The organism is Burkholderia sp. 4NA327C6 (assembly GCF_005502655.1).
GTDB lineage: Bacteria > Pseudomonadota > Gammaproteobacteria > Burkholderiales > Burkholderiaceae > Burkholderia > Burkholderia contaminans.
Window position 1 is genome coordinate 75,399 of sequence record NZ_SCNZ01000007.1, and the last position, 25,000, is coordinate 100,398.

The following is a 25,000-nucleotide window of genomic DNA, read 5'->3' on the forward strand; positions in this document are numbered from 1 at the left end:
GATTCGCGCCATCCGAGCTGAGCGAGAAAACATGTCCACAGCGTCACACGCCATCGCGCAGGAATCGAAATTCCGCACCGTATTCCGCGTCGTCAGCGGCAACTTCCTGGAAATGTACGATTTCATGGTCTACGGCTATTACGCGTCGGCCATCGCGAAAACCTATTTTCCGAGCGGCAACGCATTCGCGTCGCTGATGCTGTCGCTGTCGGTGTTCGGTGCGGGCTTCCTGATGCGGCCGGTCGGCGCAATCGTGCTCGGCGCGTACATCGACCATCACGGCCGGCGCAAGGGGCTGATCCTGACGCTCGGCCTGATGGCGCTCGGCACGCTCACGGTGGCCGCGATACCCGGCTATGCGACGATCGGCGTGCTCGCGCCGGCGCTCGTGCTGCTCGGCCGGCTGCTGCAGGGATTTTCGGCGGGCGTCGAACTCGGCGGCGTGTCGGTCTACCTGTCGGAGATTGCGACGAAGGGGCACAAGGGGTTCTATACGTCGTGGCAGTCGGGCAGCCAGCAGGTGGCCGTCGTGTTCGCCGCATTCGTCGGCGTGCTGCTGAACCGCGCACTGCCGGTCGAGGAGATGACCGCGTGGGGCTGGCGCATTCCGTTCCTGATCGGCTGCCTGATCGTGCCGTTCCTGTTCCTGATCCGTCGCTCGCTGAAGGAGACCGACGAGTTCCTCGCGAAGCGTCATCGTCCGACGATGGGCGAGATCATGCGTTCGATGCTCGACAACTGGGGCATTGTGGTGGCGGGCATGGGGATGGTGATCATGACGACGGTGTCGTTCTACATGATCACCGCCTATACGCCGACGTTCGGCAAGGAAGTGCTGCACCTGTCGTCGCTCGATGCGCTCGTCGTGACCGTCTGCGTGGGGATCTCCAATCTCGTGTGGCTGCCGCTGTCCGGCGCGTTGTCCGACCGCATCGGCCGCCGCCCGGTGCTGATCGCGTTCACGGTGCTGACGCTGTTGACGGCTTACCCGGCCGTGCTGTGGCTCGTCGGCGATCCGTCGTTCCTGCGGCTGCTCGCGGTCGAGCTTTGGCTGTCATTCCTGTACGCGTCGTATAACGGGGCGATGGTCGTCGCGCTGACCGAAGTGATGCCGGCCGACGTGCGCACGGCCGGTTTCTCGCTGGCATACAGCCTGGCGACGACGATCGGCGGCTTCACGCCCGCAATCTCGACGCTGCTGATTCATCAGACCGGGAACAAGGCGGCGCCGGGTTTGTGGCTGAGCGTTGCCGCGATTTGCGGGCTGATCGCGACACTCGTGCTGTATCGCACGTCCGAGGCGCGCAACCAGTACAAGGCGGCCTGACCGGCACACGTATCACGCGCGGCGCCGGCCGCACGCGATGTACTGAAAAGGGAGCGCGGCGCGCTCCCTTTTTTCGTCTGCGTTCAGGCTTCGCGCAGCATGCCGGCGACCGCGGCCGCCACGTCGTGCCATTCGCCCGGCGCGGGCTGGCGGGCGAGCCTGGCCTGCGGATACCACGGGCAGTCGTCGCCGGTGAACCAGCGCCAGTCCGGCGCGAACGGCAGCATCACCCACAGCGGTTTGCCGAGCGCGCCGGCGAGGTGCGCGACCGCCGTATCGATCGTGACGACGCCGTCGAGCCGATCGATCAGCGCGGCCGTGTCGGCAAAGTCGTTCAGCCGGCCATCGAGCCGATGCACGCGCGGATGTGCGTCGACGCGCGCTCGCTCGTCGTCGTCGAGTGCGGGTTGCAGCACGATCCAGTCGATGTCCGGTAGCGCGAGCAGCGGAGCGAGTGCGTCGAACGGCATCGAGCGATTTTCCTGCGCCTGCCGGCGCCCCGACCACGCAAGGCCGAACTTGCGCTTCGATCGCCCGCCGAGCGAGCCGCGAAAGCGCCGGCCGGCGCCGTCGGGGACGTCGAGGTAGCGCGCGCCCGCGACGATGTCCTCTTGCGTCTGAAGCCCGAGCAGGAACGGTAGGCTCATCAGCGTGCACGCGACATCCGCGGTAGGCGGTTTTGCCGCGCCCAGGGCGACGAGCGTCACGCGCCAGCGTGCCGCGGCCGGCGCCAGCAGCGGAACGAGTTCCGGCTGGACTTCGAGCACGACGCGCGCGCAGCGTGCGCGGGCGAGCGGCACGAAACGGACGAACTGCAGCGTGTCGCCGAAGCCCTGTTCCGCGCGGATCAGCAGCGTGCGCGACGCAATCGGCTCGCCTTGCCAGCGCGGCAGCGTGCCGAGCGGCGTCGCGCCCGGCGTGTCGTGGCGCGCTTCGTAGGCGGGCAGGCCGCGCGTGAAGTCGCCGAGCGTCAGCAGCGTGACCGCGCGGTGCAGCCGTGCCAGCGTGAGATCCGGCGCGACGCGCAGTGCCTGGTCGAAGGCGCGCAGCGCCATCTCGTGCGCACCGAGCGCGTGATGTGCGTTGCCGAGATTCAGCCAGGCGAGGCTGAACGACGGATCGAGCCCGACGGCACGCTCGTAGTAGGGCAGCGCGTCGCGGTGGCGGCCCTGCGCGCCCAGTGCGTTCGCGAGCCCGAACAGCGCGAGCGGAAACGACGGATGCAGCGCGAGCGCGGCTTCGAACGCGGCGGCCGCCTCCGCATGCCGGCCGACCGCGTCGAACGTGTTGCCGAGATTGAAATGGGCGGCGACGAAGCCCGGCTGCGCGGCGATCGCGGCCTGGAAGTGCGCGATCGCGTCGTCGGCGCGGCCCATCGCGTTCAGTGCCATCGCGAGGTTGTTGTGCGCCCCCGCATGTCCGGGCCGCAGCTCGAGCGCGCGATGGAACGCGGCGAGCGCGTCGTCGTGGCGGCCGAGCGCGTTCAGCGCGTTGCCGAGATTGTTGTGGATCGATGCATCGTCGGGCGTGAGCCGCAGCGCGCGGCCGAACGCGTCGATCGCATCGTCGTGGCGCTGCATCGCCGCATACGCGTTGCCGAGGTTGTAGTGCGCGAGCGGAAATTCGGGCGCGAGCGTCAGCGCGTTGCGAAAGCGGTCGACTGCTTCGTCGAGCCGGCCGAGTGCCTTCAGCGCGTTGCCGAGATTGAGCTGCAGCGCGGCATCGCCCGGCCGCAGCGCGACGGCGCGGCCGACGAGATCGGCCGCCTCGGCGTGCTGGCCCTGCTGGTGCCGCAGCACGCCGAACAGATGCAGCGCGTCGGCGTCGGCGGGATTGGAGGCGAGCGCGTTGCGATAGCCGTGCTCGGCCTCGGCGAGGCGGCCCGCGCGGTGTGCGGCATACGCCCGGTCGAATGCGGAATCCATAACGCGAAAACTGACGGAAAGCGCGTATTTTCCCACACCGCGCGGGGGTGCCGCGCGTCGGCCGATCGGCATATGGCCCCGTCACGCGGAGCGGCGTAGACTTGCAGGGTCGCGTGTCATCGAGGTTCTCATGGCTGACACACTGCCCGATATCCAGCCCGTGCTGATCGTCGGCGCGGGGCCGACCGGCCTTGCCGCGGCGATGAGCCTCGCGCGGGCCCGCGTGCCGGTGCGCATCATCGATCGGCTCGCTGCACCGGCGCCGCATTCGCGCGCGATCGGTATCCAGGCGCGCACGCTCGAACTGCTGGAGCAGCATCGCGCGGTCGAACCGTTTCTCGCGCTCGGCCATCGTGCCCATGCGGCCGCGCTGCATGCCGACGGCCGCGTGATCGCGCGGCTCGATTTCGATCCGCTGCAAACGCGCTATCCGTACCTGCTGTTTCTCGACCAGACCATCACCGAGCGCCTGCTTGCCGACCATCTGGCCCGGCTCGGCGTGACGGTCGAGCGCGGCGCGACGCTGACCGCATGCGATGCGGGCGGTGCGTCGCTCGACGTGTCGATCCGCTGCGCGGACGGCCGCGACGAATCGTTCGCGCCGTCGTACCTGATCGCCGCCGACGGCGCGCACAGCACGGTCAGGCATCTGCTCGGCCTGGGTTTCACCGGGCATGCGTTCGAGCAGACCTTCCTGCTCGCCGATTTCGCGGCAATACCCGACTGGCCGGACGAAGAGATCCACCTGTTCACGACAGCCGAAGGCATCGCCGGCCTGTTTCCGATGGGTGGCGGCCGTTACCGGCTCGTGGCCGACCGGCCGCCCGGGAGCGACGCATCGCCCGATGCACCGACCCCGTCGCTCGCGGAATGCGACGCGATCGTGCGTGCCCGCGCCGGCGCGTCGATCTCGCCGAGCGATCTCGCCTGGTCGTCGTATTTTCATCTGCACAGCCGGATGGTCGACCGGCTGCGTCACGGCCGCGTGTTCTTCGCGGGCGACGCCGCGCACGTCCATAGTCCGGCCGGCGCGCAGGGCATGAACACGGGCATCCAGGAGGCGTTCAATCTCGGCTGGAAGCTCGCGCGCGTGCTCGGCGCGGGCACGCCCGAGCGGCTGCTCGACACGTATCACGCGGAGCGTCACCCGATCGAGCGCGACGTGTTGCGGCAAACCGGGTTCGTCACGCAAATCGTCGAAGCCGAGCGCGGCGCGATGAAGCTGCTGCGCGATCACGTCGTGCCGGTGCTGGCGTCGTTCGGGCCGATGCGCGACGCAGTGCGGCGCACGGTCAGCGAACTCGGCGTGCAGTACCGGAAGAGTCCGCTGACGCTCGAGCGCGTGCTCGATGGCGGGCCTCGCGCAGGCGAGCGGGCACCCGACGCGCGCGTGCGGGTGCTCGACGGGCCGCTCGGTCAGGCGCCCGGAACGGCGCGGCTATACGACCTGCACGATCCGGCGAGCTTCACGTTGCTGCTGCTGGAAGAGCCGGTGAACGCCGATACCGGCGCAGTGCCGCCGATGCCGACCGATGCGCAGGCGCTCGTGCAGGGGCTCGAACGGATCATGCCGGACGCGGTGCGCGTCTGGCGCGTCACCGATGCCGAAGGCGGCGATGCCGGCCTCGCGCAGGAATACGGCCGCTCGCGGCCGTCGTTTTACCTGCTGCGGCCGGATGGTTACGTCGCTGCGCGCGGGCGCACGGCGACCGACGCGAACGCGCTGCTGCGCCACTGCGAAAGCTGGTTCGCTGGCATGTCGCGGTCCGCGTAGCGGTGCGGTCAGGCGCTCGCCGCGGCGGGTACGAGCGACGCGCGGTGCGCGGCGATCGCGTCGCGCACGATCGGTGCCGCACGTTGCCCGGCCTCGCTTGACGGATCGTCGAGCGCCGCGAGCAACGCGCGACGCATCCGCGGCTCCCAGAAGCGCCGGATATGGTCGGCGATGCCGGTCAACGCTTCGTCTCGATCGGGCATCGATTCGAAGAATGCGCCGATCTGGTTGGCCATGTCGATCAGGTGTCCGTTGTCCATCGCTTCCTCACTTGCCCGTCGTCACGCCGGCGGTCGCGGTCGCGGCGGCGCGGCGCTCGAGCAGGTCGAGCTGCTCCGCGTTGAAGCGCGCATACGCTTGCTGCCAGTCGGAAGGCTGCGCGACGGGCAGCACCTGCACGGCCGTCACCTTGTACTCGGGGCAGTTCGTCGCCCAGTCCGAGCTGTCCGTCGTGATCACGTTCGCGCCCGATTCGGGGAAGTGGAACGTCGTATAAACGACACCCGGCTGCATGCGTTCGGTCACGAGCGCGCGCAGCACCGTCTGCCCCGCACGCGATTCAATGCCCACCCAGTCGCCGCTGCGGATACCGCGATCCTGCGCGTCGTGCGGATGGATCTCGAGGCGATCCTCTTCGTGCCACCGCACGTTCTCGGTGCGGCGGGTCTGCGCGCCGACGTTGTACTGCGACAGGATGCGGCCCGTCGTCAGGATCAGCGGATAGCGCTGCGTGACCTTCTCCGGCGACGCGATGAACTGCGTGATCACGAACTTGCCCTTGCCGCGCACGAATGCGTCGATGTGCATCGTCGGCGTGCCTTCCGGTGCGTGCTCGTTGCACGGCCACTGAATGCTGCCGAGCGTATCGAGCTTCGCGTAGGACACACCCGAAAAGGTCGGCGTGAGCCGCGCGATCTCGTCCATGATTTCCGACGGATGCGCATAGTCCATCTCGTAGCCGAGCGCGCGCGACAGCATCAGCGTGACTTCCCAGTCCGCGTAGCCCGCGAGCGGCGGCATCACCTTGCGCACGCGCGAGATGCGGCGTTCCGCATTCGTGAACGTGCCGTCCTTCTCGAGGAACGACGAGCCGGGCAGCAGCACGTGCGCGTATTTCGCGGTCTCGTTCAGGAAGATGTCCTGCACGACGATGCATTCCATTGCCGACAGCGCGGCCGCGACGTGCTGCGTATTCGGGTCCGACTGGACGATGTCCTCGCCCTGGCAGTAAAGCCCCTTGAAGCTGCCGTCGAGCGCCGCTTCGAACATGTTCGGGATGCGCAGCCCCGGTTCCGGTTGCAGCTTCGCCGACCACGCCGCTTCGAACTGCGTGCGCACGACCTCGTCGCCGATGTGCCGGTAGCCGGGCAGTTCGTGCGGGAACGAGCCCATGTCGCACGAGCCCTGCACGTTGTTCTGGCCGCGCAGCGGATTGACACCGACACCTTCGCGGCCGATGTTGCCGGTTGCCATGGCGAGGTTCGCGATGCCCATCACCGTCGTCGAGCCCTGCGCGTGTTCGGTCACGCCCAGTCCGTAATAGATCGCGGCATTGCCGCCCGTCGCATAGAGGCGCGCGGCTTCGCGTACCAGCTCGGCCGGCACGCCCGTCACGGCGGCGGTCGCCTCGGGCGAGTTGTCGGGTCGCGAGACGAAGTCGCGCCATTGCTCGAATGCGCGCGTCTCGCAGCGCTCGGCGACGAATGCGTCGGCGACGAGCCCTTCGGTGACGATCACGTGCGCGAGCGCGTTGACGATCGCGACGTTGGTGCCGGGCCGCAACTGCAGGTGGTGGGTCGCCTTTACGTGCGGTCCGTCGACGACGTCGATGCGGCGCGGGTCGATCACGATCAGCTTCGCGCCTTCACGTACACGCCGCTTCAGCCGCGAGCCGAACACGGGGTGGCCGTCGGTCGGGTTCGCGCCCATCACGACGATCACGTCGGCCTGGCCGACCGACGCGAACGTCTGCGTGCCGGCCGATTCGCCGAGCGTCGTCTTGAGGCCATAGCCCGTCGGCGAGTGGCACACGCGTGCGCAGGTGTCGACGTTGTTGTTGCCGAACGCGGCGCGCACCAGCTTCTGCACGAGGTAGGTTTCCTCGTTCGTGCAGCGCGACGACGTGATGCCGCCGATGGAATCGCGGCCGTACTTGTCCTGCAGCTTGCGGAATTGCGTTGCCGCGTAGGTGAGCGCTTCGTCCCAGCTGACTTCGCGCCACGGGTCGGTGATCTTCTCGCGGATCATCGGCTTCGTGATGCGGTCCTTGTGCGTCGCATAGCCCCACGCGAAGCGGCCCTTCACGCACGCGTGGCCCTCGTTCGCGAGGCCGTTCTTGTGCGGCGTCATGCGCACGACCTGGGTGCCCTTCATCTCGGCCTTGAACGAGCAGCCGACGCCGCAGTATGCGCAGGTCGTGACGACCGAGTGTTCGGCCTGCCCGAGTTGCACGACCGATTTTTCCTGCAGCGTGGCGGTCGGGCACGCGGCGACGCACGCGCCGCACGACACGCACTCCGATGCCATGAACGATTCGCTTTCGCCGGCGGCGACGCGCGATTCGAAGCCGCGTGCGGCGATCGTCAGCGCGAACGTGCCTTGCGTTTCCTCGCAGGCGCGCACGCAGCGGTTGCAGACGATGCACTTCGACGGGTCGTACGTGAAGTACGGGTTCGATTCGTCCTTCGTGTCCTTCAGGTGATTCGCGCCGTCGAAGCCGTAGCGCACTTCGCGCAGGCCGACCACGCCCGCCATGTCCTGCAGCTCGCAATCGCCGTTGGCGGGGCAGGTGAGGCAGTCGAGCGGATGGTCGGAGATGTACAGCTCCATCACGTTGCGACGCAGCGACTGCAGCCGGTCCGACTGCGTGCGCACCTTCATGCCCGCTTCGGCGGGTGTCGTGCACGACGCCGGATAGCCGCGGCGGCCTTCGATCTCGACGAGGCACAGCCGGCACGAGCCGAACGGCTCGAGCGAATCGGTCGCGCAGAGCTTCGGGACGTTGACGCCGGCTTCGATCGCCGCACGCATCACCGACGTGCCGGCCGGCACCGTGACCGGCTGGCCGTCGATTTCGAGCGTGACGTCGGTATCGGCATGCCGTCGCGGCGTGCCGTAGTCGGTATCGTCGAACGGATCGAGTGCACGCGCCTGCGCAGCGCTCTTGCACGCGCATTGGGCCGAGCCGCAGCCGCCTTGGCGGACGTTGTTCGTGTCGAGGGACATGCAGGGCTCCTTCTGGGTCAGGCCGCAGCCTTGACCGGACCCGACGCGGCATGTTTGCCGGCAGCGAGCCCGAAATCTTCGGGGAAATGGTCGAGTGCGGACAGCACCGGGTAGGGTGTCATGCCGCCCATCGCGCACAGCGAACCGGCGAGCATCGTGTCGCACAGGTCGCGCAGCAGCGTGACCTGCCGCTCCGACGTATCGCCCTGGCGGATGCGCGCGATCGTCTCGACGCCGCGCGTCGAACCGATCCGGCACGGCGTGCACTTGCCGCACGACTCGATTGCACAGAACTTCATCGCGTATTCGGCGAGCTCGGCGAGGTTCGACGTGTCGTCGTGCAGCACGATGCCGCCGTGGCCGACCACCGCGCCGATCGCCGTATACGCTTCGTAGTCGAGCGGCACGTCCCACTGGTGGTCGGGCAGGTAGGTGCCGAGCGGGCCGCCCACCTGCGCGGCACGTGCGGGCCGGCCGCTGGCCGTGCCGCCGCCGAAGTCGAACAGCAGCTCGCGCAGCGTGACGCCGAACGCGAGTTCGACGAGGCCGCCGTGGCGGATGTTGCCGGCGAGCTGGAACGGCAGCGTGCCGCGCGAGCGGCCCATCCCGTAGTCGCGATAGAACGCCGCGCCGCGCGCGAAGATCACGGGCGCCGTTGCGAGCGTGATCACGTTGTTGATGACGGTCGGCTGGCCGTACAGGCCGGCGAGTGCGGGCAGCGGCGGTTTCGCACGCACGACGCCGCGCTTGCCTTCGAGCGATTCGAGCAGCGCCGTTTCCTCGCCGCACACGTAAGAGCCCGCGCCTTTCGCGACGTGCAGCTCGAACGCGTGCGCGGAGCCGAGCACGTGCTCGCCGAGCCAGCCGGCTTCACGTGCGCGGACGATCGCGGCTTCGAGCGTGGCGATCGCGTGCGGGTATTCGCTGCGCACGTAGATGTAGCCGACGGTCGCGCCGGTCGCGACGCCCGCGATGATCATCCCTTCGATCAGGCAGTACGGATCGCATTCCATGATCAGGCGGTCGGAGAACGTGCCCGAATCGCCTTCGTCTGCATTGCAGACGATGTATTTCTGCGCGGCGCGGGCCTGCCGGACCGTGCGCCATTTGATGCCGGCCGGGAACGCTGCACCACCGCGGCCGCGCAGCCCCGACTCGATCAGCGTTTCGCACGCGGCATCGCCGTCGAGCGCGAGCGCGTTCTTCAGGCCGGCGAGCCCTTCGTATCGCAGGTAGTCGTCGATCGACAGCGGATCCGTCAGGCCGATGCGTGCGAACGTGAGGCGTTGCTGGCGCGCGAGATAGGGCAGTGCATCGACGAGCCCGACAGCGCTCGGATGCGTGCCGCCTTCGAGCCAGTTCGCGTCGAACAGGGCCGGCACGTCGGCGGCCGACAGATTCGCATAGCCGACGCGGCCGGCGGCTGTGCCGACCTCGACGAGCGGCTCGAGCCACAGCAGCCCGCGCGAACCGTTGCGGACCAGTTCGATGGCGATGCCGCGGCGTTCGGCTTCCGCCTCGATCGCGGCGGCGAGCGCGTCGGCGCCGAGTGCCAGCGCGGACGAATCGCGCGGAACGTAGATGCGGGTCGTCATGCGGCCTCCGGGGTGTGCGCGGCCGCGTCGGCGAGCAGGGCGTCGAATTTCTCAGGCGTGACCTTCGCGTGCAGCACGCCATTGACCGTCATCGACGGCGACTGCGCACACAGTCCGAGGCAGTAGACCGATTCAAGCGCGACGTCACCGGGCGCATGCGCATCGGCGGCATCGCCGTGCGCTGCGTCGAACCGGCAACCCGTGCGGGCTTCCGCATGCGCGGCCAGCGCTTCGCAGCCCATGCTGCGACACGCTTCGGCGCGACACATCTGGATCGTCACGCGGGCGGGCGGTGCGGTGCGGAAGTGGTGGTAGTAAGTCAGGACGCCGTGCACTTCCGCGCGCGACAGGTTGAGTGCGCGGGCGAGCGGCGCGACGCAGCCTGGCGGCACGTAGCCCGCGTCGTCCTGGATCGCGTGCAGGATCGCCACGATCGACCGGCCGGCGCGTGCATGGCGCTCGACAAGTGCGTCGGGCGCTTGGGAATTCGGGGACATCAGCTGTGCTCCTCCAAAATCTCATATGTGCTCGTGATTCATATAGTGCACATTGAAACTTCGTTCTGATTGATTTTGAGCAACGATAAGCGGAAGATCTGGCGGTCGCAATAGGAAATCAGAGTGCATAAATGATTCGCATCGAATGCGACGCGTATCTGACCGTACGCGACACGGAAGGTCGTGCGGCCAGCCTGTCGGATGTCGCGCCGTTGCTCGAACTCGTGGCCGACACGGGCAGCATTGCGCAGGCCGCGCAAGCGAAAGGGCTGTCCTACCGGCACGCATGGGGCATGCTCCGCGCGCTGGAGGCGTGCATCGGCGGGGAACTGATCGAAACCGCGCGCGGCAAGGGCTCGACGTTGTCGGCGCTCGGGCAGGCCGTCGTCGATGCGCAGCGCCTCGCGCGCAGCCGTCTCGACGGGAACCTGCGCACGCTGGCGGCCGAAGTGGCGAGCGACCTGAACCGGCGGCTCGCGCAGCGCGACGGCGCCGTGCGCATCCATGCGTCGCACGGCTATGCGGTCGCGACGCTCGTCTCCGCGCTCGTCGATGCGCAGGCGGCCGTCGACATCAAGTATCGCGAGAGTGTCGAGGCCGTGCAGGCGCTTGGCCGCGGCGAGTGCGACCTGGCCGGCTTCCATCTGCCGCGCGGCGCGTTTCGCGCGCGGTGCGCGCAGATCTACCGGCCGTGGCTCGACGATACGCGCCATGTGCTGATCCACCTGACACGACGCCAGCAGGGGTTGTTCATTCCGCGCGGCAACCCGAAGCAGGTTCGCGGGCTCGCGGATCTCGCGCGCAATGACATCCGCTTCGTCAACCGCCAGCCGGGGTCGGGAACGCGCATGCTGCTGGATCTCGCGCTGCGCGCGATCGGCATCGATCCAGAGCGCATCGACGGCTATGCGTCGGCCGAGCTCACGCACTCGGCGATCGCGGCGTTCGTCGCGAGCGGGATGGCCGATCTCGGCTTCGGCGTCGAGCCGGCCGCCCGTCATTTCGGGCTCGATTTCATCCCGGTCGTCGACGAAGACTATTACTTTGCATGCGAACGCGCGCGGCTCGACGCGCGGCCGCTTGCCGGTGTGTTGGCGCTGCTGCGCGATGCGCGCTTTGTCGAGCGCGTCGCGCATCTCGACGGCTACGATCCGGCTGCGTGCGGAACGCTGACGAGCATCGCGTCGGGGCTCGCCGGCGGCGACGGCGCGAGCGTGCCGGAGGGCAATTCCCGGTAACGCGGACGCAATCTAACCGCGATGCAGCAGCAGGGGATTTGCGCTACGCTTGCCGCTTGACCAACGTTCCAACAAGCACGCCGTTCAAGCGTCATCCCGCCATGAAATTTTCCGTTTCCCTCACCGCGGCAGTGTTGGCCGCGGGGCTGCTGGTCGCTGTTTCGCCGTTTGCGCTCGCGCAGAATTCGCCCGGGGTGCCCGGCGGTATCCTGAGCGAACAGTTTCGCCTGAACGAGCATCCGCAGATGCCGTTCGCGGCGTCTGCGCCGTCGCAGAAATACCAGAGCGGCAACAAATCGGCCTTGCGCCGCAAGGGCGACCTAGGCGATCCCAACGGCTGCAACCTGAAGTGTCCGATGGATAGCCGGTAACCTGGCGACGGGCGCGTTCGCACGAGGGGCCTGCGGCACGGGTTCGACTGGCGGGTGTTGCGCTCGCACGCCGACCTGGCTGACCGGCGGCAGCCGGACTACCGTGCGATTCCGATTTTGTCCGAGCCCCGCGAAGCGTTGCCGCTTCGCGGGGCTTTTGCTTTCCGGTGAGTCGTCGTGCAATTCGATGCCGGGCGACGCAGGGATATGCGTATCGCCGGCCTGATGGGTGATTTAGGGTTAACCCGTAAATCAGCAAGGATGACTTCCAGAAACCTGCCTTATTCTTAAGCATCCACCTACATAAACTTCGGGTTGTCAGCGATGAACAAGGTGTTCACCGCGAACACAGACAAATCTGGAGGTAGGTCATCATGAAGTCGCTCGTTCAAGCTGTTGTCGTTGCTGCCGCTCTCGTTGCCCCGGTCGTGTCGTTCGCCCAGTCGGGCTCGACGATCACCCGCGCGCAGGTTCGCGCCGAACTGGTCCAGCTGCAGCAGGCAGGTTACAACTCCGCTCGCGGCGAAGATCCGCATTATCCGGAAGCGATCCAGGCTGCCACGGCTCGTGTTGCAGAGCAGCAGCGTGCCGCGCTGGCGCAAGCGCAAGGCGCCGATGCCAGCGGTTATGGCGCACAGGCGCAGGGCGCATCGGCAGCGGGTTCGCGTGCAATGGGCGTGCGTCCGGCCACCGCTGAAGAAATGAAGTCGCTGTATCGCGGCAGCTGAACCGCGTATCGCCCGGTATGCGTGAATGCCGGGTGCGACGACGCGTCGCGCCTGGCGGCGCAGCACCCGGGCCGGCCGCTGCCCGGCGCGATCGATGCGTGCGCGGGCAAGGCAGGATATCCGTCACCTCCTGTCGCCGGAAGTCCGGTGGCATTCCGCCCGGCCCGCCCGTGGCCGGGCGCTTTTTCGAAAGGAGGGGGTGAGTGCGTTTTGCCGGCAACAAAAAACCCCGCAGACTTGCGTCATGCGGGGTTCGTGCGGCGAGCGCGGAATTTGGTGGAGGCGGCGGGAATCGAACCCGCGTCCAGAAGCGCTCCACGACTAGTTCTACATGTTTAGTTCAGTCATTTGATTTAACCGCAGCGACGCGGACGAACACGCTGCACTACGGCGATTCGCTAGGTTTTCGACCCTGGCGTCGCGACGTCGACAGGGCTTAACTGACGTAAATGACCTCTGGCGGTATTGCTACCGGTCTTGCGACACTAGCCCGTCAGTGAACTAGGCAGAGGACGGCGGCCGTTAGGCTGCCAGTGCGAACGTATCGTCGTTTGCAGTTACGATTTTCCCATTGATTAACGAGGTGACGGGTCCTCGACATGCCCTAGCCGCTTCACAACCCCTGTCGAAACCAGGTCGCCCCCGCGGATAAGATCAATCATTATAGCCCAACATCGCGCAGCAGTTCGCGCAGTTGCTGCGTCGTGTCGACGAGATGCTGCGCTTGCCAGTCGGCCGGTGCGGCGCCATCGCCGCAATAGCCGTACGCCGCCGCGACCGTCGCCATGCCGGCGGCGCTGCCGGCTTGGATGTCGCGCAGGTCGTCGCCGACGTAGACGATGCGCGCAGGTGCGAGCGTCAGCTGGTCCGCCGCATGCAGCAGCGGGGCCGGGTGCGGCTTCGAGTGCGGCGTTGTGTCGCCCCCGACGACGCAGGCGGCGCGCGGCGCGAGGCCAAGCAGGTCGACGAGCGGCGCGGTGAGCCGCATTGCCTTGTTCGTGACGATGCCCCAGCGTACGCCACGTGCGTCGAGTTCGTCGAGCACGTCGCCGATGCCGGGGAACAGCGTCGTATGCACGCACAGATCCGTCGCGTAGTTGGCCAGGAACTCGTCGCGCATCGCTTCGTAACCGGGCGAGTGCGGATCGATGCCGAACGCGCCGCCGAGCAGGCCGCGCGCGCCGGCCGAGGCCAGCGGCCGCAGCACGTCGAGCGGTGTTTCTGGCAGGTCGCGCATGCGTTGCATCTTGTTGACGGCAGCCGCGAGATCGGGGGCCGTGTCGGCGAGCGTGCCGTCCAGGTCGAACAGCACGGCATCGCAGTGCAGCAGGCGCGGTTCGTCGAATGCAGCCCGCGCGGTCGAGAGGGGAGTCGTCATGCCGGTTGGAGGGTCACGCGCCGCGACGGCACGCGACGAGGTAGTTGATGTCGGCGTCGTTCGACAGCGCGAAGCGCTTGCCGATCGGGTGATACGTGATGCCCTTGATCTCCACGATGTGCAGATCCGTTGCCCGCACGAAGCTGGCCAGTTCCGACGGACGGATGAAGCGCGCGTAGTCGTGCGTGCCCTTCGGCAGCATTTGCGCGATGTATTCCGCGCCGATCACGGCGAACAGGTAAGCCTTCAGGTTGCGGTTCAGCGTCGAGAAGAACACCCAGCCACCCGGCTTCACGAGCGTCGCGCAGGCGGCGACGATATCGCCGGGCGACGGCACGTGCTCGAGCATCTCCATGCACGTGACGACATCGTAGGTGCCCGGTTCGCGCGCGGCGATCGCTTCGGCTGCGATGGCCTCGTAATCGACCGAGATGCCGCTTTCGAGACTGTGCAGGTCGGCGACGCCGAGTGCTTCGGTCGACAGGTCGATGCCTTTCACCTGCGCGCCGAGTCCGGCCATCGATTCGGACAGGATGCCGCCGCCGCAGCCGATGTCGAGTGCGCGCTTGCCGGCGAGGTGCGCATGCGCATCGATCCAGCCGAGCCGGACCGGGTTCAGGTCGTGCAGCGGCTTGAATTCGGCATTCGGATCCCACCACCGATGGGCGAGGTCGCTGAATTTCTGGAGTTCGTGCGGATCGGCGTTGGTCATGTCGGCAAACGGGCTACGGGAGGAGGGCGGTGCTGCGATTCGTCAGCCCCGAGTATATAAGAAGCGGACGAGCGGCGAAGCGGCGAGCGCCTGGACGGGCGTCAATGAAAAAGCCCCGCCGGAGCGGGGCTTTGAAGCAGTCGAAAACCGCGGCTTAGTTTGCCGGAACGGTCGTCTTCTGGACTTCTTGCGTACCGACCACTTCGACTTCCACGCGGCGGTCCGGTGCGAGGCAGGCGATGAGTTGCTTGCGGTTCTTCTGGTTGCAGCCAGTCGTAACCGGGTTGCGCTTGCCCTTGCCTTCCGTGTAGATCTTGTTGGCCGGCACACCCTTGCTGACCAGGTACGACTTCACGGCTTGCGCACGGCGCAGCGACAGACGGTCGTTGTACTTGTCCGAACCGATGCGGTCCGTGTAGCCCGTTGCGACGACCACTTCCGTGTTCATGCCCTGGATCTTCGACGACAGTTCGTCCAGCTTTTGCTTGCCCAGCGGCTTGAGCGTTGCCTTGTCGAAGTCGAACAGTGCGTCAGCTTGATACGTGATCTTCTGGCTCGTGATTGCCGGAGCGACCGGAGCGACCGGAGCCGGTGCCGGTGCCTGGGCGACCAGTGCGCCATCGCACTTCGCGTTGGCGGTGGCCGGCGTCCAGAACGCATCGCGCCAGCAGAGCTCGTTCGTGCCGTTCATCCACACCCATTCGCCCGTGCCGTTCACCCAGTTGTCATTGACGGCTTGACGCGACGCCGGCACCGACTGTGCCGAAGCGGATGCAGCCATAACTGCGGTAGCTGCAATGAACGCGAGCTTTGAAAGTTTATTCATATTTCTCCTCTCGAAATTGAGATTACCGCAGGTTTACTGCGAGCCTGTTGACGGTGACAAGTCATACATTGCTCGAAGTATAACATTGGTGCGGCACAAAAAACGCGGCACCGCTCTGTGTAGACTTCGAGCAGCGTCTAACTTTCAGTGCGTTGGCATTTTGCCATATCGTTCCCTTCCTACGAAAAAAAATCCTCCCCACCCCAAGATCGCTTCAACTTTGTGGTGCATGCGCAACACCGACCTGCCGTAACTTTCAGAGATTGTCAAGAGTGTGGCGGCGAAATTGCGCGATTGCGTGCAGTTGTTTACTTGTGCGCATGAAACGCGGCGGATGCGATTGCCTGCGACGTCGGGTCGCGCGCGATTTCAGCCGATGATTTCGCCGATTCGTCGTGGCCGCGATTTTTGCTGTTTACATATAGAGGGGGAGGCGGATTGGCGGCTGATGGGCGCATGTTAGAATCTCGCGTTGCGTTGCGCATGCAGCGCCCACGCGAAAGGCGTTCGCCGTCTTCGCTCCGAAACGATACGGATACATGGATCAATTCGCCAAAGAGACCCTGCCCACCTCCCTAGAGGAGGAAATGCGCCGTTCGTATCTCGATTACGCGATGAGCGTGATCGTCGGACGTGCCCTCCCGGATGTCCGCGATGGCCTGAAACCCGTGCATCGGCGCGTGTTGTTCGCGATGCACGAACTGAACAACGACTGGAACCGCGCGTACAAGAAGTCGGCGCGTATCGTCGGTGACGTGATCGGTAAATATCACCCTCACGGCGACACGGCGGTCTACGACACGATCGTGCGGATGGCGCAGGACTTCTCGCTGCGCTACATGCTGATCGACGGGCAGGGCAACTTCGGCTCGATCGACGGCGACAATGCCGCGGCGATGCGTTACACCGAAATTCGCATGGCGAAGATCGGCCACGAGCTGCTCGCCGACATCGACAAGGAAACGGTCGATTTCGAGCCGAACTACGACGGCAACGAAATGCAGCCGTCGGTCCTGCCGTCGCGCATCCCGAACCTGCTGATCAACGGCTCGTCGGGTATTGCGGTCGGCATGGCGACCAACATCCCGCCGCACAACCTGAACGAAGTCGTCGACGCGTGCCAGCATCTGCTCGGCAACCCGGAAGCGACGATCGACGAGCTGATCGAGATCATCCCGGCGCCGGATTTCCCGACGGCCGGCATCATCTACGGCGTCGCCGGCGTGCGCGACGGCTATCGCACCGGGCGCGGCCGCGTCGTGATGCGCGCGGCCACGCACTTCGAGGAGATCGACCGCGGCCAGCGGATGGCGATCATCGTCGACGAGCTGCCGTACCAGGTGAACAAGCGCTCGCTGCTCGAGCGGATCGCCGAGCTCGTCAACGAGAAGAAGCTCGAAGGCATCTCCGACATCCGCGACGAGTCGGACAAGAGCGGCATGCGTGTCGTGATCGAGCTCAAGCGCGGTGAAGTGCCGGAAGTGGTGCTGAACAACCTGTACAAGGCGACGCAGCTGCAGGATACGTTCGGCATGAACATGGTCGCGCTCGTCGACGGCCAGCCGAAGCTGCTGAACCTGAAGGAAATCCTGCAGTGCTTCCTGTCGCATCGACGCGAAGTGCTGACGCGCCGCACGATCTACGAACTGCGCAAGGCCCGCGAACGCGGCCACGTGCTCGAAGGTCTCGCGGTGGCGCTCGCGAACATCGACGAGTTCATCGCGATCATCAAGGCCGCGCCGACGCCGCCGATCGCGAAGGCGGAGTTGATGGCGAAGCCGTGGGATTCGTCGCTCGTGCGCGAGATGCTCACGCGTGCCGAGAGCGAGAACGCGGCGGCCGGCGGCCGCTCCGCGTACCGCCCGGAAGGCCTGAACCCGGCGTTCGGCATGCAGGCCGACGGGCTGTACCGCCTGTCCGACACGCAGGCCCAGGAAATCCTGCAGATGCGTCTGCAGCGCCTGACCGGCCTCGAGCAGGACAAGATCATCGGCGAGTACCGCGAAGTGATGGCACAGATCGCCGACCTGCTGGACATCCTCGCGCGCCCCGAGCGGATCACGACGATGATCGGCGAGGAACTGACCTCGGTGAAGGCCGAGTTCGGCGATGCGCGCCGCTCGAAGATCGAGCTGAACGCGACCGAGCTGAACACCGAGGATCTGATCACGCCGCAGGACATGGTCGTCACGATGTCGCATGCGGGCTACGTGAAGTCGCAGCCGCTGTCCGAGTACCGAGCGCAGAAGCGCGGCGGTCGCGGCAAGCAGGCGACGCAGATGAAGGAAGACGACTGGATCGAGACGCTGTTCATCGCGAACACGCACGACTACATCCTGTGCTTCTCGAACCGCGGCCGCGTGTACTGGGTCAAGGTCTATGAAGTGCCGCAGGGCTCGCGCAACTCGCGCGGCCGCCCGATCGTCAACATGTTCCCGCTGCAGGAAGGCGAGAAGATCAACGTCGTGCTGCCGGTCAAGGAATTCTCGGCCGACAAGTTCATCTTCATGGCAACGTCGCTCGGCACCGTGAAGAAGACGCCGCTCGAGGCATTCAGCCGTCCGATGAAGAAGGGCATCATCGCGGTCGGCCTCGACGAAGGCGACTACCTGATCGGTGCGTCGATCACCGACGGCGCGCACGACGTGATGCTGTTCTCGGACTCCGGCAAGGCCGTGCGCTTCGACGAGAACGACGTGCGTCCGATGGGGCGCGAGGCGCGCGGCGTGCGCGGCATGCAGCTGGAAGACGGGCAGCAGGTCATCGCGATGCTGGTTGCCGGCAGCGAGGAGCAGACGGTGCTCACCGCGACCGAGAACGGTTACGGCAAGCGCACGCCGATCACCGAGTACACGCGTCACGGTCGCGGCACGAAGGGTATGATCGCGATCCAGACGTCCGAGCGCAACGGCAAGGTCGTGGCTGCCACGCTCGTCGATGCCGAGGATCAGATCATGCTGATCACGACGGCCGGCGTGTTGATTCGCACCCGTGTTTCCGAGATTCGCGAGATGGGGCGCGCCACGCAAGGTGTTACACTCATCAGTCTCGATGAGGGTACGAAGCTCTCTGGCCTGCAGCAGATCGCCGAGGCCGAAGAGGGAGAGGGCGAAGCCGACGAGGCGTCGGACGGCGAAGCCTGAAGAACGGATGAGACTCTGGCCGCCGCGGGCGAAAAGCGCCGCGGCCGGCGAGCAACCATTCATATTTCCAAAAGGGAGTGATGATGCAAAAGCAATTCAAGCAACTGGTTCTGCTGGCTGCACTGGTGCCGACGTTCGCGATGGCGCAAGCGCTGTCGAATTCCGCACCGGCAGCTCCGGCGGCAGCTGCGCCGATCGACGCCGACAAGAAGGCGGCGATCAAGGATCTGCTCGACGCGATCGACGCGCCGAAGCTCGTGTCGGCAATCGGCAACAGCGCCGAAATGCAGGCCAAGCAACTCGTCCCGGCGATCCTGTCGGACGCACTGTCGGAAAACAAGACGCTGAACGACAAGCAGAAGCAGGCTGCCGTTCCGACGCTGCAGAAGAACGCGGTGCCGAAGCTGGTTGACGGCGCGGGCAAGGTGTTCGGCACGCAGCAGTTCCAGAGCGACGCGATGTCGGCTCAGTACGACGCGTACGCGAAGTACTACAGCACGTCGGAGATCAAGGATCTGACGACGTTCTACAAGAGCCCGACGGGCCGCAAGTTCATCCAGGTTCAGGATCAGGTCGGTCGCGACGTGGTCAACGGCCTGATGCAGAAGTACATGCCGCAAGCTATCCAGGCAACGCGCACGCAGGCTGACAAGGAAGTCGCAGCAGTCAAGCCGGGCAAGTAAAGCCGTCCGGGTACGCCCCCGGCCGTTCGGCCGGGTTTGGCGGGAGCCTGACGACAGTGCGATAATGGCCGTTTGCGCGCGAGCGCAAGCGGCCATTTCTTTTCTGGCGCGTTCTGCCGGCGGCGAGCCGGTCGCGTCCCTCCGAGGTTTTCACGATGCGCGTCTTTAATTTCTCCGCCGGCCCCGCGGCGATGCCCGAGGAAGTGCTGCGACAAGCGGCCGACGAAATGCTCGACTGGCACGGCAGCGGCATGAGCGTGATGGAGATGAGCCATCGCGGCAAGGAATTCATGTCGATCCACGAGGCCGCGCTGACCGACCTGCGCGACCTGCTCGGCGTGCCGGCCAGTCACCGGATCCTGTTCCTGCAGGGCGGCGGCATCGCGGAAAACGCGATCGTACCGATGAACCTGCTCGGGTCGCGCACGACGGCCGACTTCGTCGTCACGGGCTCGTGGTCGCAGAAATCGTTCAACGAGGCGAAGAAATACGGCACGCCCCATCTCGCCGCAACCGGCAAGACGGAAGACGGCTTCACGCGTGCGCCCGCGCGCGCCGAATGGCAGCTGTCGGACGATCCGGCCTACGTGCATCTGTGTACCAACGAGACGATCGACGGCGTCGAGACGTTCGAGATTCCCGATCTCGGCGACGTACCGCTGGTTGCTGATGTCTCGTCGCACATCCTGTCGCGTCCGATGGACGTCGCGAAGTACGGCGTGCTGTTCGGCGGCGCACAGAAGAACATCGGGATGGCCGGCGTGACGCTCGTGATCGTGCGCGAGGATCTGCTCGACCGCGCGCTGTCGATCTGCCCGTCCGCGTTCGAGTGGAAGACCATCGCGGCGAACAACTCGCTGTACAACACGCCGCCCACCTACGCGATCTATATCGCGGGCCTGGTGTTCCAGTGGCTGAAGCGGCAGGGTGGCCTCGAAGCGATCGAGGCCCGCAATATCGAAAAAGCGAAGCTGCTCTACGACACGATCGATGCGAGCAGTTTCTATCTGAACAAGGTCGAGCCGGCAGCACGTTCGCGGATGAACGTGCCGTTTTTCCTGGCCGACGAAACGCGCAACGAAGACTTCCTTGCCGGCGCAAAGGCGCGCGGGCTGCTGCAGCTGAAGGGCCACAAGTCCGTCGGCGGCATGCGGGCGTCGATCTACAACGCGGTGCCGCTCGAGGGCGTGAAAGCGCTCGTCGAGTACATGAAGGACTTCGAGCAGCGCGGCGCCTGACGGCGGCGCTGTTCAAACAGCACGGCAAAACGCATGGACGACGAACTGAATTCCCGCCTGAAACCGCTGCGCGATCGCATCGATGCGATCGACGCGCAGCTGATCGCGCTCCTGAACCAGCGCGCCGCGGTGGCGCTGGAGGTGGGCGAGGTCAAGAAGCATTTCAACGCGCCGGTGTTCCGGCCGGAGCGCGAACTGCAAGTGATCGCGCGGCTGCAGGACATGAGCGCGGGGCCACTCGAGAGCGAGCACATCAGCGCCATCTGGCGCGAGATCATGGCCGCGAGCCGCGCGCTCGAGCAGACGATCCACGTCGCGTTCCTCGGGCCGGTCGGCACGTATAGCGAGCAGGCGATGCTCGAGTATTTCGGCCAGTCGATCGAGGGGCTGCCGTGCCCGTCGATCGACGAGGTGTTCCGCTCGGTCGAGGCCGGCGCATCCGCGTTCGGTATCGCGCCGGTCGAGAATTCGACCGAAGGTGCCGTCTCGCGCACGCTCGATCTGCTGCTGCAGACGCAACTGCTGATCAGCGGCGAACTCGCGCTGCCGATCCATCACAACCTGTTGACGCAGAGCGGCACGCTCGACGGCGTGAAACGCGTCTGTGCACACGCGCAGGCGCTGGCGCAATGCCAGCAGTGGCTTGCGGCGAATGCGCCGCAGCTCGAGCGGCAGGCGGTGGCGAGCAACGCGGAGGCCGCGCGTCTCGCGGCGGCCGATCCGACCGTCGCGGCGATCGCGGGCGACCGCGCAGCCGCACACTACGGCTTGCAGATCGCGTTCTCGCTGATCCAGGACGATCCGCACAACCGCACGCGCTTCGTGATCATCGGCAAGCAGCCCGCGGGGCAGAGCGGTCACGACCAGACGTCGCTGATCGTGTCGGTGAAGAACGAGCCGGGCGCCGTGTTCAAGCTGCTCGAGCCGCTCGCGCGGCATGGCGTGTCGATGACGCGCTTCGAGTCGCGTCCGGCGCGCGTCGGCACGTGGGAGTACTACTTCTACATCGACATCGAAGGGCACCGGGACGATGCGTCGGTTGCGGCCGCGCTCGCGGAACTCGGCCAGAAGGCCGCGTTCCTGAAGATACTCGGTTCGTATCCGCGCGCACGCTGATGCGTGGCGGCCCGTCGCCTGTTCGCGCAGGCGTTGGCCGGGCGGGCAGGGCAGGCCGATCGGCGCTGCCGAAGGCGGGTTCGGGCGGCATCCGGCGCAGGTTGCGCCGGCTGCGGGCCCGTTGCCCGGAATCTGGAATTCCGCGTGCGGGGCGTCGTCCTGTGCGCGTAACTTGGCTCTTGTCGTGTCAGGCTTTGCATTCAACAAACTGGTCATCTTCGGCGTCGGCCTGATCGGCGGATCGCTGGCCCGCGCGCTGCGCGAGCGCGCGCCGGGCGGCGCGGGCGAGGTTGTCGGCGTGGGGCGTTCCCGTACTTCGGTCGAGCGTGCGCTCGCACTCGGCGTGATCGACCGCGCGGCGGCGCTCGACGACGATGCGCAATTGCGCGACGCACTGGCTGGCGCCGATCTGGTGCTGCTGGCCGCACCCGTCGCGCAAACGGGCCCGTTGCTCGCGCGCATCGCGCCGTGGCTTGAAGCGACGACAATCGTCACCGATGCGGGCAGTACCAAGTCCGATGTCGTCGCGGCCGCGCGCGCAGCGCTCGGTGCACGGATCGCGCAGTTCGTGCCGGGGCACCCGATCGCCGGTCGCGAGTCGAGCGGCGTCGAGGCCGCGTTACCGGATCTGTACGTCGGCCGTAACGTCGTGTTGTGCCCGCTGCCGGAGAACGCACCCGAATGGGTCGCGCGGATCGACGCGATGTGGCGCGCAACGGGCGCCGATGTGCGCACGATGAGCACGGAGCAGCACGATCGCGTGTTTGCGTCGATCAGCCATCTGCCGCACGTGCTGTCATTCGCGCTCGTCGAGCAGATCCTCGGCGAGGCCGACGCGGAGCTGAAATTTTCGTATGCGGCGGGCGGCTTCCGCGATTTCACGCGCATCGCGGCGTCGAGTCCGGAGATGTGGCGCGACGTGTGCGTCGCGAACCGCGCGGCGCTGCTCGATGAACTCGATGGCTACACGCGAGTGCTCACGCGGCTGCGTGCGGCGATCGACGCCGGCGACGGCGCGGCCCTCGAAGCGGTGTTCACGCGCTCGCGTGCCGCACGCAAGGCATGGCAGGAGCGCGGCGGCGCGCCCGCTGCCGAACCGGTCAAGAAATAACAGGACGATTCCCATGGACTACCTCGATCTCGGCCCGTACTCCAGCGCTTCGGGCACCGTGCGCCTGCCCGGCTCGAAGAGCATTTCGAACCGCGTGCTGCTGCTCGCGGCGCTCGCCGAGGGCGAAACGACGATCACCAACCTGCTCGACTCCGACGACACGCGCGTGATGCTCGACGCACTCGGCAAGCTCGGCGTGAAGCTCGCGCGCGACGGCGACACCTGCGTGGTCACCGGCACGCGCGGCGCATTCACCGCGAAGACGGCCGATCTGTTCCTCGGCAACGCGGGCACGGCCGTGCGGCCGCTGACCGCCGCGCTCGCCGTGAACGGCGGCGATTATCGCGTGCACGGCGTGCCGCGCATGCACGAGCGGCCGATCGGCGATCTCGTCGACGGCTTGCGACAAATCGGCGCGCAGATCGACTACGAGCTGAACGAAGGCTACCCGCCGCTGCGGATCAAGCCCGCGAACATTTCCGTCGACGCGCCGATCCGCGTGCGTGGCGACGTGTCGAGCCAGTTCCTCACGGCACTGCTGATGACGCTGCCGCTCGTGAAGGCAAAGGACGGCAAGATCGTCGTCGAGGTCGACGGCGAACTGATCTCGAAGCCGTACATCGACATCACCATCCGGCTGATGGAGCGCTTCGGCGTGACCGTCGAGCGCGACGGCTGGCAGCGCTTCGTCGTGCCCGCCGGCGTCCGCTACCGTTCGCCGGGCCGGATCATGGTCGAGGGTGATGCGTCGTCCGCATCGTACTTCCTCGCGGCCGGCGCGCTTGGCGGCGGCCCGCTGCGCGTCGAAGGCGTGGGGCGCGCGAGCATCCAGGGCGATGTCGGCTTCGCGAACGCGCTGATGCAGATGGGCGCGAACGTGACGATGGGCGACGACTGGATCGACGTGCGCGGCATCGGCCACGACCACGGCAAGCTCGAGCCGATCGACATGGACTTCAACCTGATCCCCGATGCGGCGATGACCATCGCGGTCGCGGCGTTGTTCGCGAACGGCACGAGCACGCTGCGCAACATCGCGAGCTGGCGCGTGAAGGAAACCGACCGCATCGCCGCGATGGCGACCGAGTTGCGCAAGGTCGGCGCGATCATCGAGGAAGGCCCTGACTACCTCGTCGTCACGCCGCCGGAAAAGCTCACGCCGAACGCGGCGATCGACACCTACGACGATCACCGGATGGCGATGTGCTTCTCGCTCGTCAGCCTCGGCGGCGTGCCCGTGCGGATCAACGATCCGAAGTGCGTCGGCAAGACGTTCCCCGACTATTTCGACCGCTTCGCCGCGCTCGCCAAAGCCTGACCCCACTGTTCTGATGAAATCGACCCGCCCCTTTCACCCGACCCCCGTCATCACGATCGACGGCCCGACTGCTTCCGGCAAGGGCACCGTCGCCGCGCTCGTCGCCGCGCATCTTGGCTTCCACTTGCTCGACAGCGGCGCGCTGTACCGGCTCGCCGCGCTCGCGAGCGTGCGCTACGGCATCGAGGCGGAGGACATCGACGCGCTGGTGAAGCTGATCGACGATCTCCACATCACGTTCCGCGAAGGCTGCGCGCAGCTCGACGGCGTCGATGTGTCGAACGACATCCGCGCCGAGGCGGTCGGCAACCGCGCATCGGCGATTGCCGTGCACGGGCCGGTGCGCACCGCGCTCGTCGCGCGCCAGCGCGCGTTCCGCAAGACGCCGGGCCTCGTTGCAGACGGGCGCGACATGGGTACCGTGATCTTCCCGGACGCCGTGCTGAAGGTGTTCCTGACGGCCAGCGCCGAGGCGCGCGCGACCAGGCGGCATAAGCAATTGATGCAAAAAGGTTTTTCTGCTAATATAGATGACTTGCTCCGGGATCTTCGTGAACGTGATGCGCGCGACAGCAATCGCGCGGCCGCGCCGCTGAAGCCGGCGGCAGATGCCAAGCTGCTCGATACGTCGGCGCTTTCGGTCGATGAAGCCGTCGACCAGGTGCTGCAGTGGTACCGGGCGCTCGGCCAGCCCGCCTGAGAAGGCGGGCAGCGGTAGGTGCTCCGCGCGTAAGTGCGAAGCGTGTTTCGAACCCTTAACCCCGTGTGGACTTCGATCTGGCCCTTTCAGCCTGC

General features: G+C 66.6%; 20 protein-coding genes and 1 other RNA gene. 12 read left to right on the plus strand and 9 right to left on the minus strand.

The features are described 5' to 3' along the window. The first annotated feature begins 31 nt into the window (after positions 1 to 31). On the plus strand, positions 32 to 1,327 hold the full coding sequence (locus tag FFS49_RS09690; protein WP_071334113.1) for an MFS transporter: 1,296 nt from the start codon (positions 32 to 34) through the stop codon (positions 1,325 to 1,327). An 83-nt stretch (positions 1,328 to 1,410) separates the two neighbouring features. Here the strand turns inward: FFS49_RS09690 and FFS49_RS09695 are convergent, their stop codons facing one another. Next, positions 1,411 to 3,324: a tetratricopeptide repeat protein gene (locus tag FFS49_RS09695; RefSeq protein WP_105817542.1), complete on the minus strand. Its 1,914-nt coding sequence runs from the start codon at positions 3,322 to 3,324 to the stop codon at positions 1,411 to 1,413. 58 nt (positions 3,325 to 3,382) lie between these two features. Here FFS49_RS09695 and FFS49_RS09700 point away from each other — a divergent pair, with 58 nt between their 5' ends. Continuing rightward, positions 3,383 to 5,026 carry an FAD-dependent monooxygenase gene (locus FFS49_RS09700; RefSeq protein WP_039343305.1) on the plus strand — a complete coding sequence of 548 codons (1,644 nt, stop codon included), beginning with the start codon at positions 3,383 to 3,385 and terminating at the stop codon, positions 5,024 to 5,026. Positions 5,027 to 5,034: 8 nt separating this feature from the next. Here the strand turns inward: FFS49_RS09700 and FFS49_RS09705 are convergent, their stop codons facing one another. The 4 genes from FFS49_RS09705 to FFS49_RS09720 are packed head-to-tail and all read right to left on the minus strand — an operon-like array spanning position 5,035 to position 10,343. After that, the gene (locus FFS49_RS09705) at positions 5,035 to 5,286 is read right to left on the minus strand and encodes a formate dehydrogenase subunit delta (protein ID WP_069256072.1); all 252 of its coding nucleotides are present in this window, start codon (positions 5,284 to 5,286) and stop codon (positions 5,035 to 5,037) included. Positions 5,287 to 5,293: 7 nt separating this feature from the next. Next, positions 5,294 to 8,251, minus strand: coding sequence for a formate dehydrogenase subunit alpha (gene fdhF, locus FFS49_RS09710; protein ID WP_105817541.1), 2,958 nt, complete (start codon positions 8,249 to 8,251; stop codon positions 5,294 to 5,296). A 17-nt stretch (positions 8,252 to 8,268) separates the two neighbouring features. After that, a complete protein-coding gene (locus FFS49_RS09715) occupies positions 8,269 to 9,846 on the minus strand; it encodes a formate dehydrogenase beta subunit (protein WP_105817540.1) in 1,578 nt (525 codons plus the stop codon). Continuing rightward, a complete protein-coding gene (locus FFS49_RS09720; protein WP_105817539.1) occupies positions 9,843 to 10,343 on the minus strand; it encodes an NAD(P)H-dependent oxidoreductase subunit E in 501 nt (166 codons plus the stop codon). The genes FFS49_RS09715 and FFS49_RS09720 overlap by 4 nt, the downstream gene beginning before the upstream one ends. Positions 10,344 to 10,474: 131 nt before the next feature. Between FFS49_RS09720 and FFS49_RS09725 the strand changes: the two genes are divergently transcribed. From FFS49_RS09725 to FFS49_RS09735, 3 genes are all read left to right on the plus strand, one after another. Then, on the plus strand, positions 10,475 to 11,581 hold the full coding sequence (locus FFS49_RS09725) for a substrate-binding domain-containing protein (RefSeq protein ID WP_105817538.1): 1,107 nt from the start codon (positions 10,475 to 10,477) through the stop codon (positions 11,579 to 11,581). Between the two features lie 101 nt (positions 11,582 to 11,682). Further along, positions 11,683 to 11,952: a hypothetical protein gene (locus tag FFS49_RS09730; protein ID WP_039343291.1), complete on the plus strand. Its 270-nt coding sequence runs from the start codon at positions 11,683 to 11,685 to the stop codon at positions 11,950 to 11,952. Between the two features lie 374 nt (positions 11,953 to 12,326). Then, complete coding sequence (locus FFS49_RS09735) at positions 12,327 to 12,680, plus strand: DUF4148 domain-containing protein (RefSeq protein ID WP_039343289.1); 354 nt, start codon at positions 12,327 to 12,329, stop codon at positions 12,678 to 12,680. 274 nt (positions 12,681 to 12,954) lie between these two features. Here FFS49_RS09735 and ssrA read toward each other — a convergent pair. The 4 genes from ssrA to ompA all read right to left on the minus strand — a co-directional run bounded on the left by ssrA (position 12,955) and on the right by ompA (position 15,596). Then, positions 12,955 to 13,324: a transfer-messenger RNA gene (gene ssrA / locus FFS49_RS09740) on the minus strand. A 17-nt stretch (positions 13,325 to 13,341) separates the two neighbouring features. Continuing rightward, positions 13,342 to 14,058: a phosphoglycolate phosphatase gene (gene gph / locus FFS49_RS09745; RefSeq protein ID WP_105817537.1), complete on the minus strand. Its 717-nt coding sequence runs from the start codon at positions 14,056 to 14,058 to the stop codon at positions 13,342 to 13,344. A gap of 13 nt (positions 14,059 to 14,071) precedes the next feature. Further along, the gene (ubiG, locus tag FFS49_RS09750; protein ID WP_089424797.1) at positions 14,072 to 14,770 is read right to left on the minus strand and encodes a bifunctional 2-polyprenyl-6-hydroxyphenol methylase/3-demethylubiquinol 3-O-methyltransferase UbiG; all 699 of its coding nucleotides are present in this window, start codon (positions 14,768 to 14,770) and stop codon (positions 14,072 to 14,074) included. 154 nt (positions 14,771 to 14,924) lie between these two features. Next, a complete protein-coding gene (gene ompA, locus FFS49_RS09755; protein WP_039343284.1) occupies positions 14,925 to 15,596 on the minus strand; it encodes an outer membrane protein OmpA in 672 nt (223 codons plus the stop codon). Positions 15,597 to 16,135: 539 nt separating this feature from the next. Here ompA and gyrA point away from each other — a divergent pair. From gyrA to cmk, 7 genes are all read left to right on the plus strand, one after another. Continuing rightward, positions 16,136 to 18,739 carry a DNA gyrase subunit A gene (gyrA, locus tag FFS49_RS09760; RefSeq protein WP_039343282.1) on the plus strand — a complete coding sequence of 868 codons (2,604 nt, stop codon included), beginning with the start codon at positions 16,136 to 16,138 and terminating at the stop codon, positions 18,737 to 18,739. Between the two features lie 83 nt (positions 18,740 to 18,822). Next, a complete protein-coding gene (locus FFS49_RS09765; RefSeq protein ID WP_006486966.1) occupies positions 18,823 to 19,422 on the plus strand; it encodes a DUF2059 domain-containing protein in 600 nt (199 codons plus the stop codon). 155 nt (positions 19,423 to 19,577) lie between these two features. Next, positions 19,578 to 20,660: a 3-phosphoserine/phosphohydroxythreonine transaminase gene (serC, locus tag FFS49_RS09770; protein ID WP_046545189.1), complete on the plus strand. Its 1,083-nt coding sequence runs from the start codon at positions 19,578 to 19,580 to the stop codon at positions 20,658 to 20,660. Between the two features lie 33 nt (positions 20,661 to 20,693). After that, positions 20,694 to 21,776, plus strand: a complete 1,083-nt coding sequence (gene pheA / locus FFS49_RS09775) for a prephenate dehydratase (protein WP_039343277.1) — start codon at positions 20,694 to 20,696, stop codon at positions 21,774 to 21,776. Positions 21,777 to 21,960: 184 nt separating this feature from the next. Beyond that, entirely contained in the window at positions 21,961 to 22,887 is a 927-nt protein-coding gene (locus FFS49_RS09780) for a prephenate dehydrogenase/arogenate dehydrogenase family protein (protein ID WP_039343273.1), read from the plus strand. 13 nt (positions 22,888 to 22,900) lie between these two features. After that, a complete protein-coding gene (aroA, locus tag FFS49_RS09785) occupies positions 22,901 to 24,205 on the plus strand; it encodes a 3-phosphoshikimate 1-carboxyvinyltransferase (RefSeq protein WP_071334120.1) in 1,305 nt (434 codons plus the stop codon). Between the two features lie 13 nt (positions 24,206 to 24,218). Continuing rightward, entirely contained in the window at positions 24,219 to 24,905 is a 687-nt protein-coding gene (cmk, locus tag FFS49_RS09790; protein ID WP_039343267.1) for a (d)CMP kinase, read from the plus strand. Positions 24,906 to 25,000 lie beyond the last annotated feature (95 nt).

Excerpts from the sequence above, each read along its gene's own strand:
- FFS49_RS09690 (WP_071334113.1), top strand. The coding sequence starts at position 32 with ATGTCCACAGCGTCACACGCCATCGCGCAGGAATCGAAATTCCGCACC.
- FFS49_RS09695 (WP_105817542.1), bottom strand. The coding sequence starts at position 3,324 with ATGCCGATCGGCCGACGCGCGGCACCCCCGCGCGGTGTGGGAAAATAC.
- FFS49_RS09700 (WP_039343305.1), top strand. The coding sequence starts at position 3,383 with ATGGCTGACACACTGCCCGATATCCAGCCCGTGCTGATCGTCGGCGCG.
- FFS49_RS09705 (WP_069256072.1), bottom strand. The coding sequence starts at position 5,286 with ATGGACAACGGACACCTGATCGACATGGCCAACCAGATCGGCGCATTC.
- fdhF (WP_105817541.1), bottom strand. The coding sequence starts at position 8,251 with ATGTCCCTCGACACGAACAACGTCCGCCAAGGCGGCTGCGGCTCGGCC.
- FFS49_RS09715 (WP_105817540.1), bottom strand. The coding sequence starts at position 9,846 with ATGACGACCCGCATCTACGTTCCGCGCGATTCGTCCGCGCTGGCACTC.
- FFS49_RS09720 (WP_105817539.1), bottom strand. The coding sequence starts at position 10,343 with ATGTCCCCGAATTCCCAAGCGCCCGACGCACTTGTCGAGCGCCATGCA.
- FFS49_RS09725 (WP_105817538.1), top strand. The coding sequence starts at position 10,475 with ATGATTCGCATCGAATGCGACGCGTATCTGACCGTACGCGACACGGAA.
- FFS49_RS09730 (WP_039343291.1), top strand. The coding sequence starts at position 11,683 with ATGAAATTTTCCGTTTCCCTCACCGCGGCAGTGTTGGCCGCGGGGCTG.
- FFS49_RS09735 (WP_039343289.1), top strand. The coding sequence starts at position 12,327 with ATGAAGTCGCTCGTTCAAGCTGTTGTCGTTGCTGCCGCTCTCGTTGCC.
- gph (WP_105817537.1), bottom strand. The coding sequence starts at position 14,058 with ATGACGACTCCCCTCTCGACCGCGCGGGCTGCATTCGACGAACCGCGC.
- ubiG (WP_089424797.1), bottom strand. The coding sequence starts at position 14,770 with ATGACCAACGCCGATCCGCACGAACTCCAGAAATTCAGCGACCTCGCC.
- ompA (WP_039343284.1), bottom strand. The coding sequence starts at position 15,596 with ATGAATAAACTTTCAAAGCTCGCGTTCATTGCAGCTACCGCAGTTATG.
- gyrA (WP_039343282.1), top strand. The coding sequence starts at position 16,136 with ATGGATCAATTCGCCAAAGAGACCCTGCCCACCTCCCTAGAGGAGGAA.
- FFS49_RS09765 (WP_006486966.1), top strand. The coding sequence starts at position 18,823 with ATGCAAAAGCAATTCAAGCAACTGGTTCTGCTGGCTGCACTGGTGCCG.
- serC (WP_046545189.1), top strand. The coding sequence starts at position 19,578 with ATGCGCGTCTTTAATTTCTCCGCCGGCCCCGCGGCGATGCCCGAGGAA.
- pheA (WP_039343277.1), top strand. The coding sequence starts at position 20,694 with ATGGACGACGAACTGAATTCCCGCCTGAAACCGCTGCGCGATCGCATC.
- aroA (WP_071334120.1), top strand. The coding sequence starts at position 22,901 with ATGGACTACCTCGATCTCGGCCCGTACTCCAGCGCTTCGGGCACCGTG.
- cmk (WP_039343267.1), top strand. The coding sequence starts at position 24,219 with ATGAAATCGACCCGCCCCTTTCACCCGACCCCCGTCATCACGATCGAC.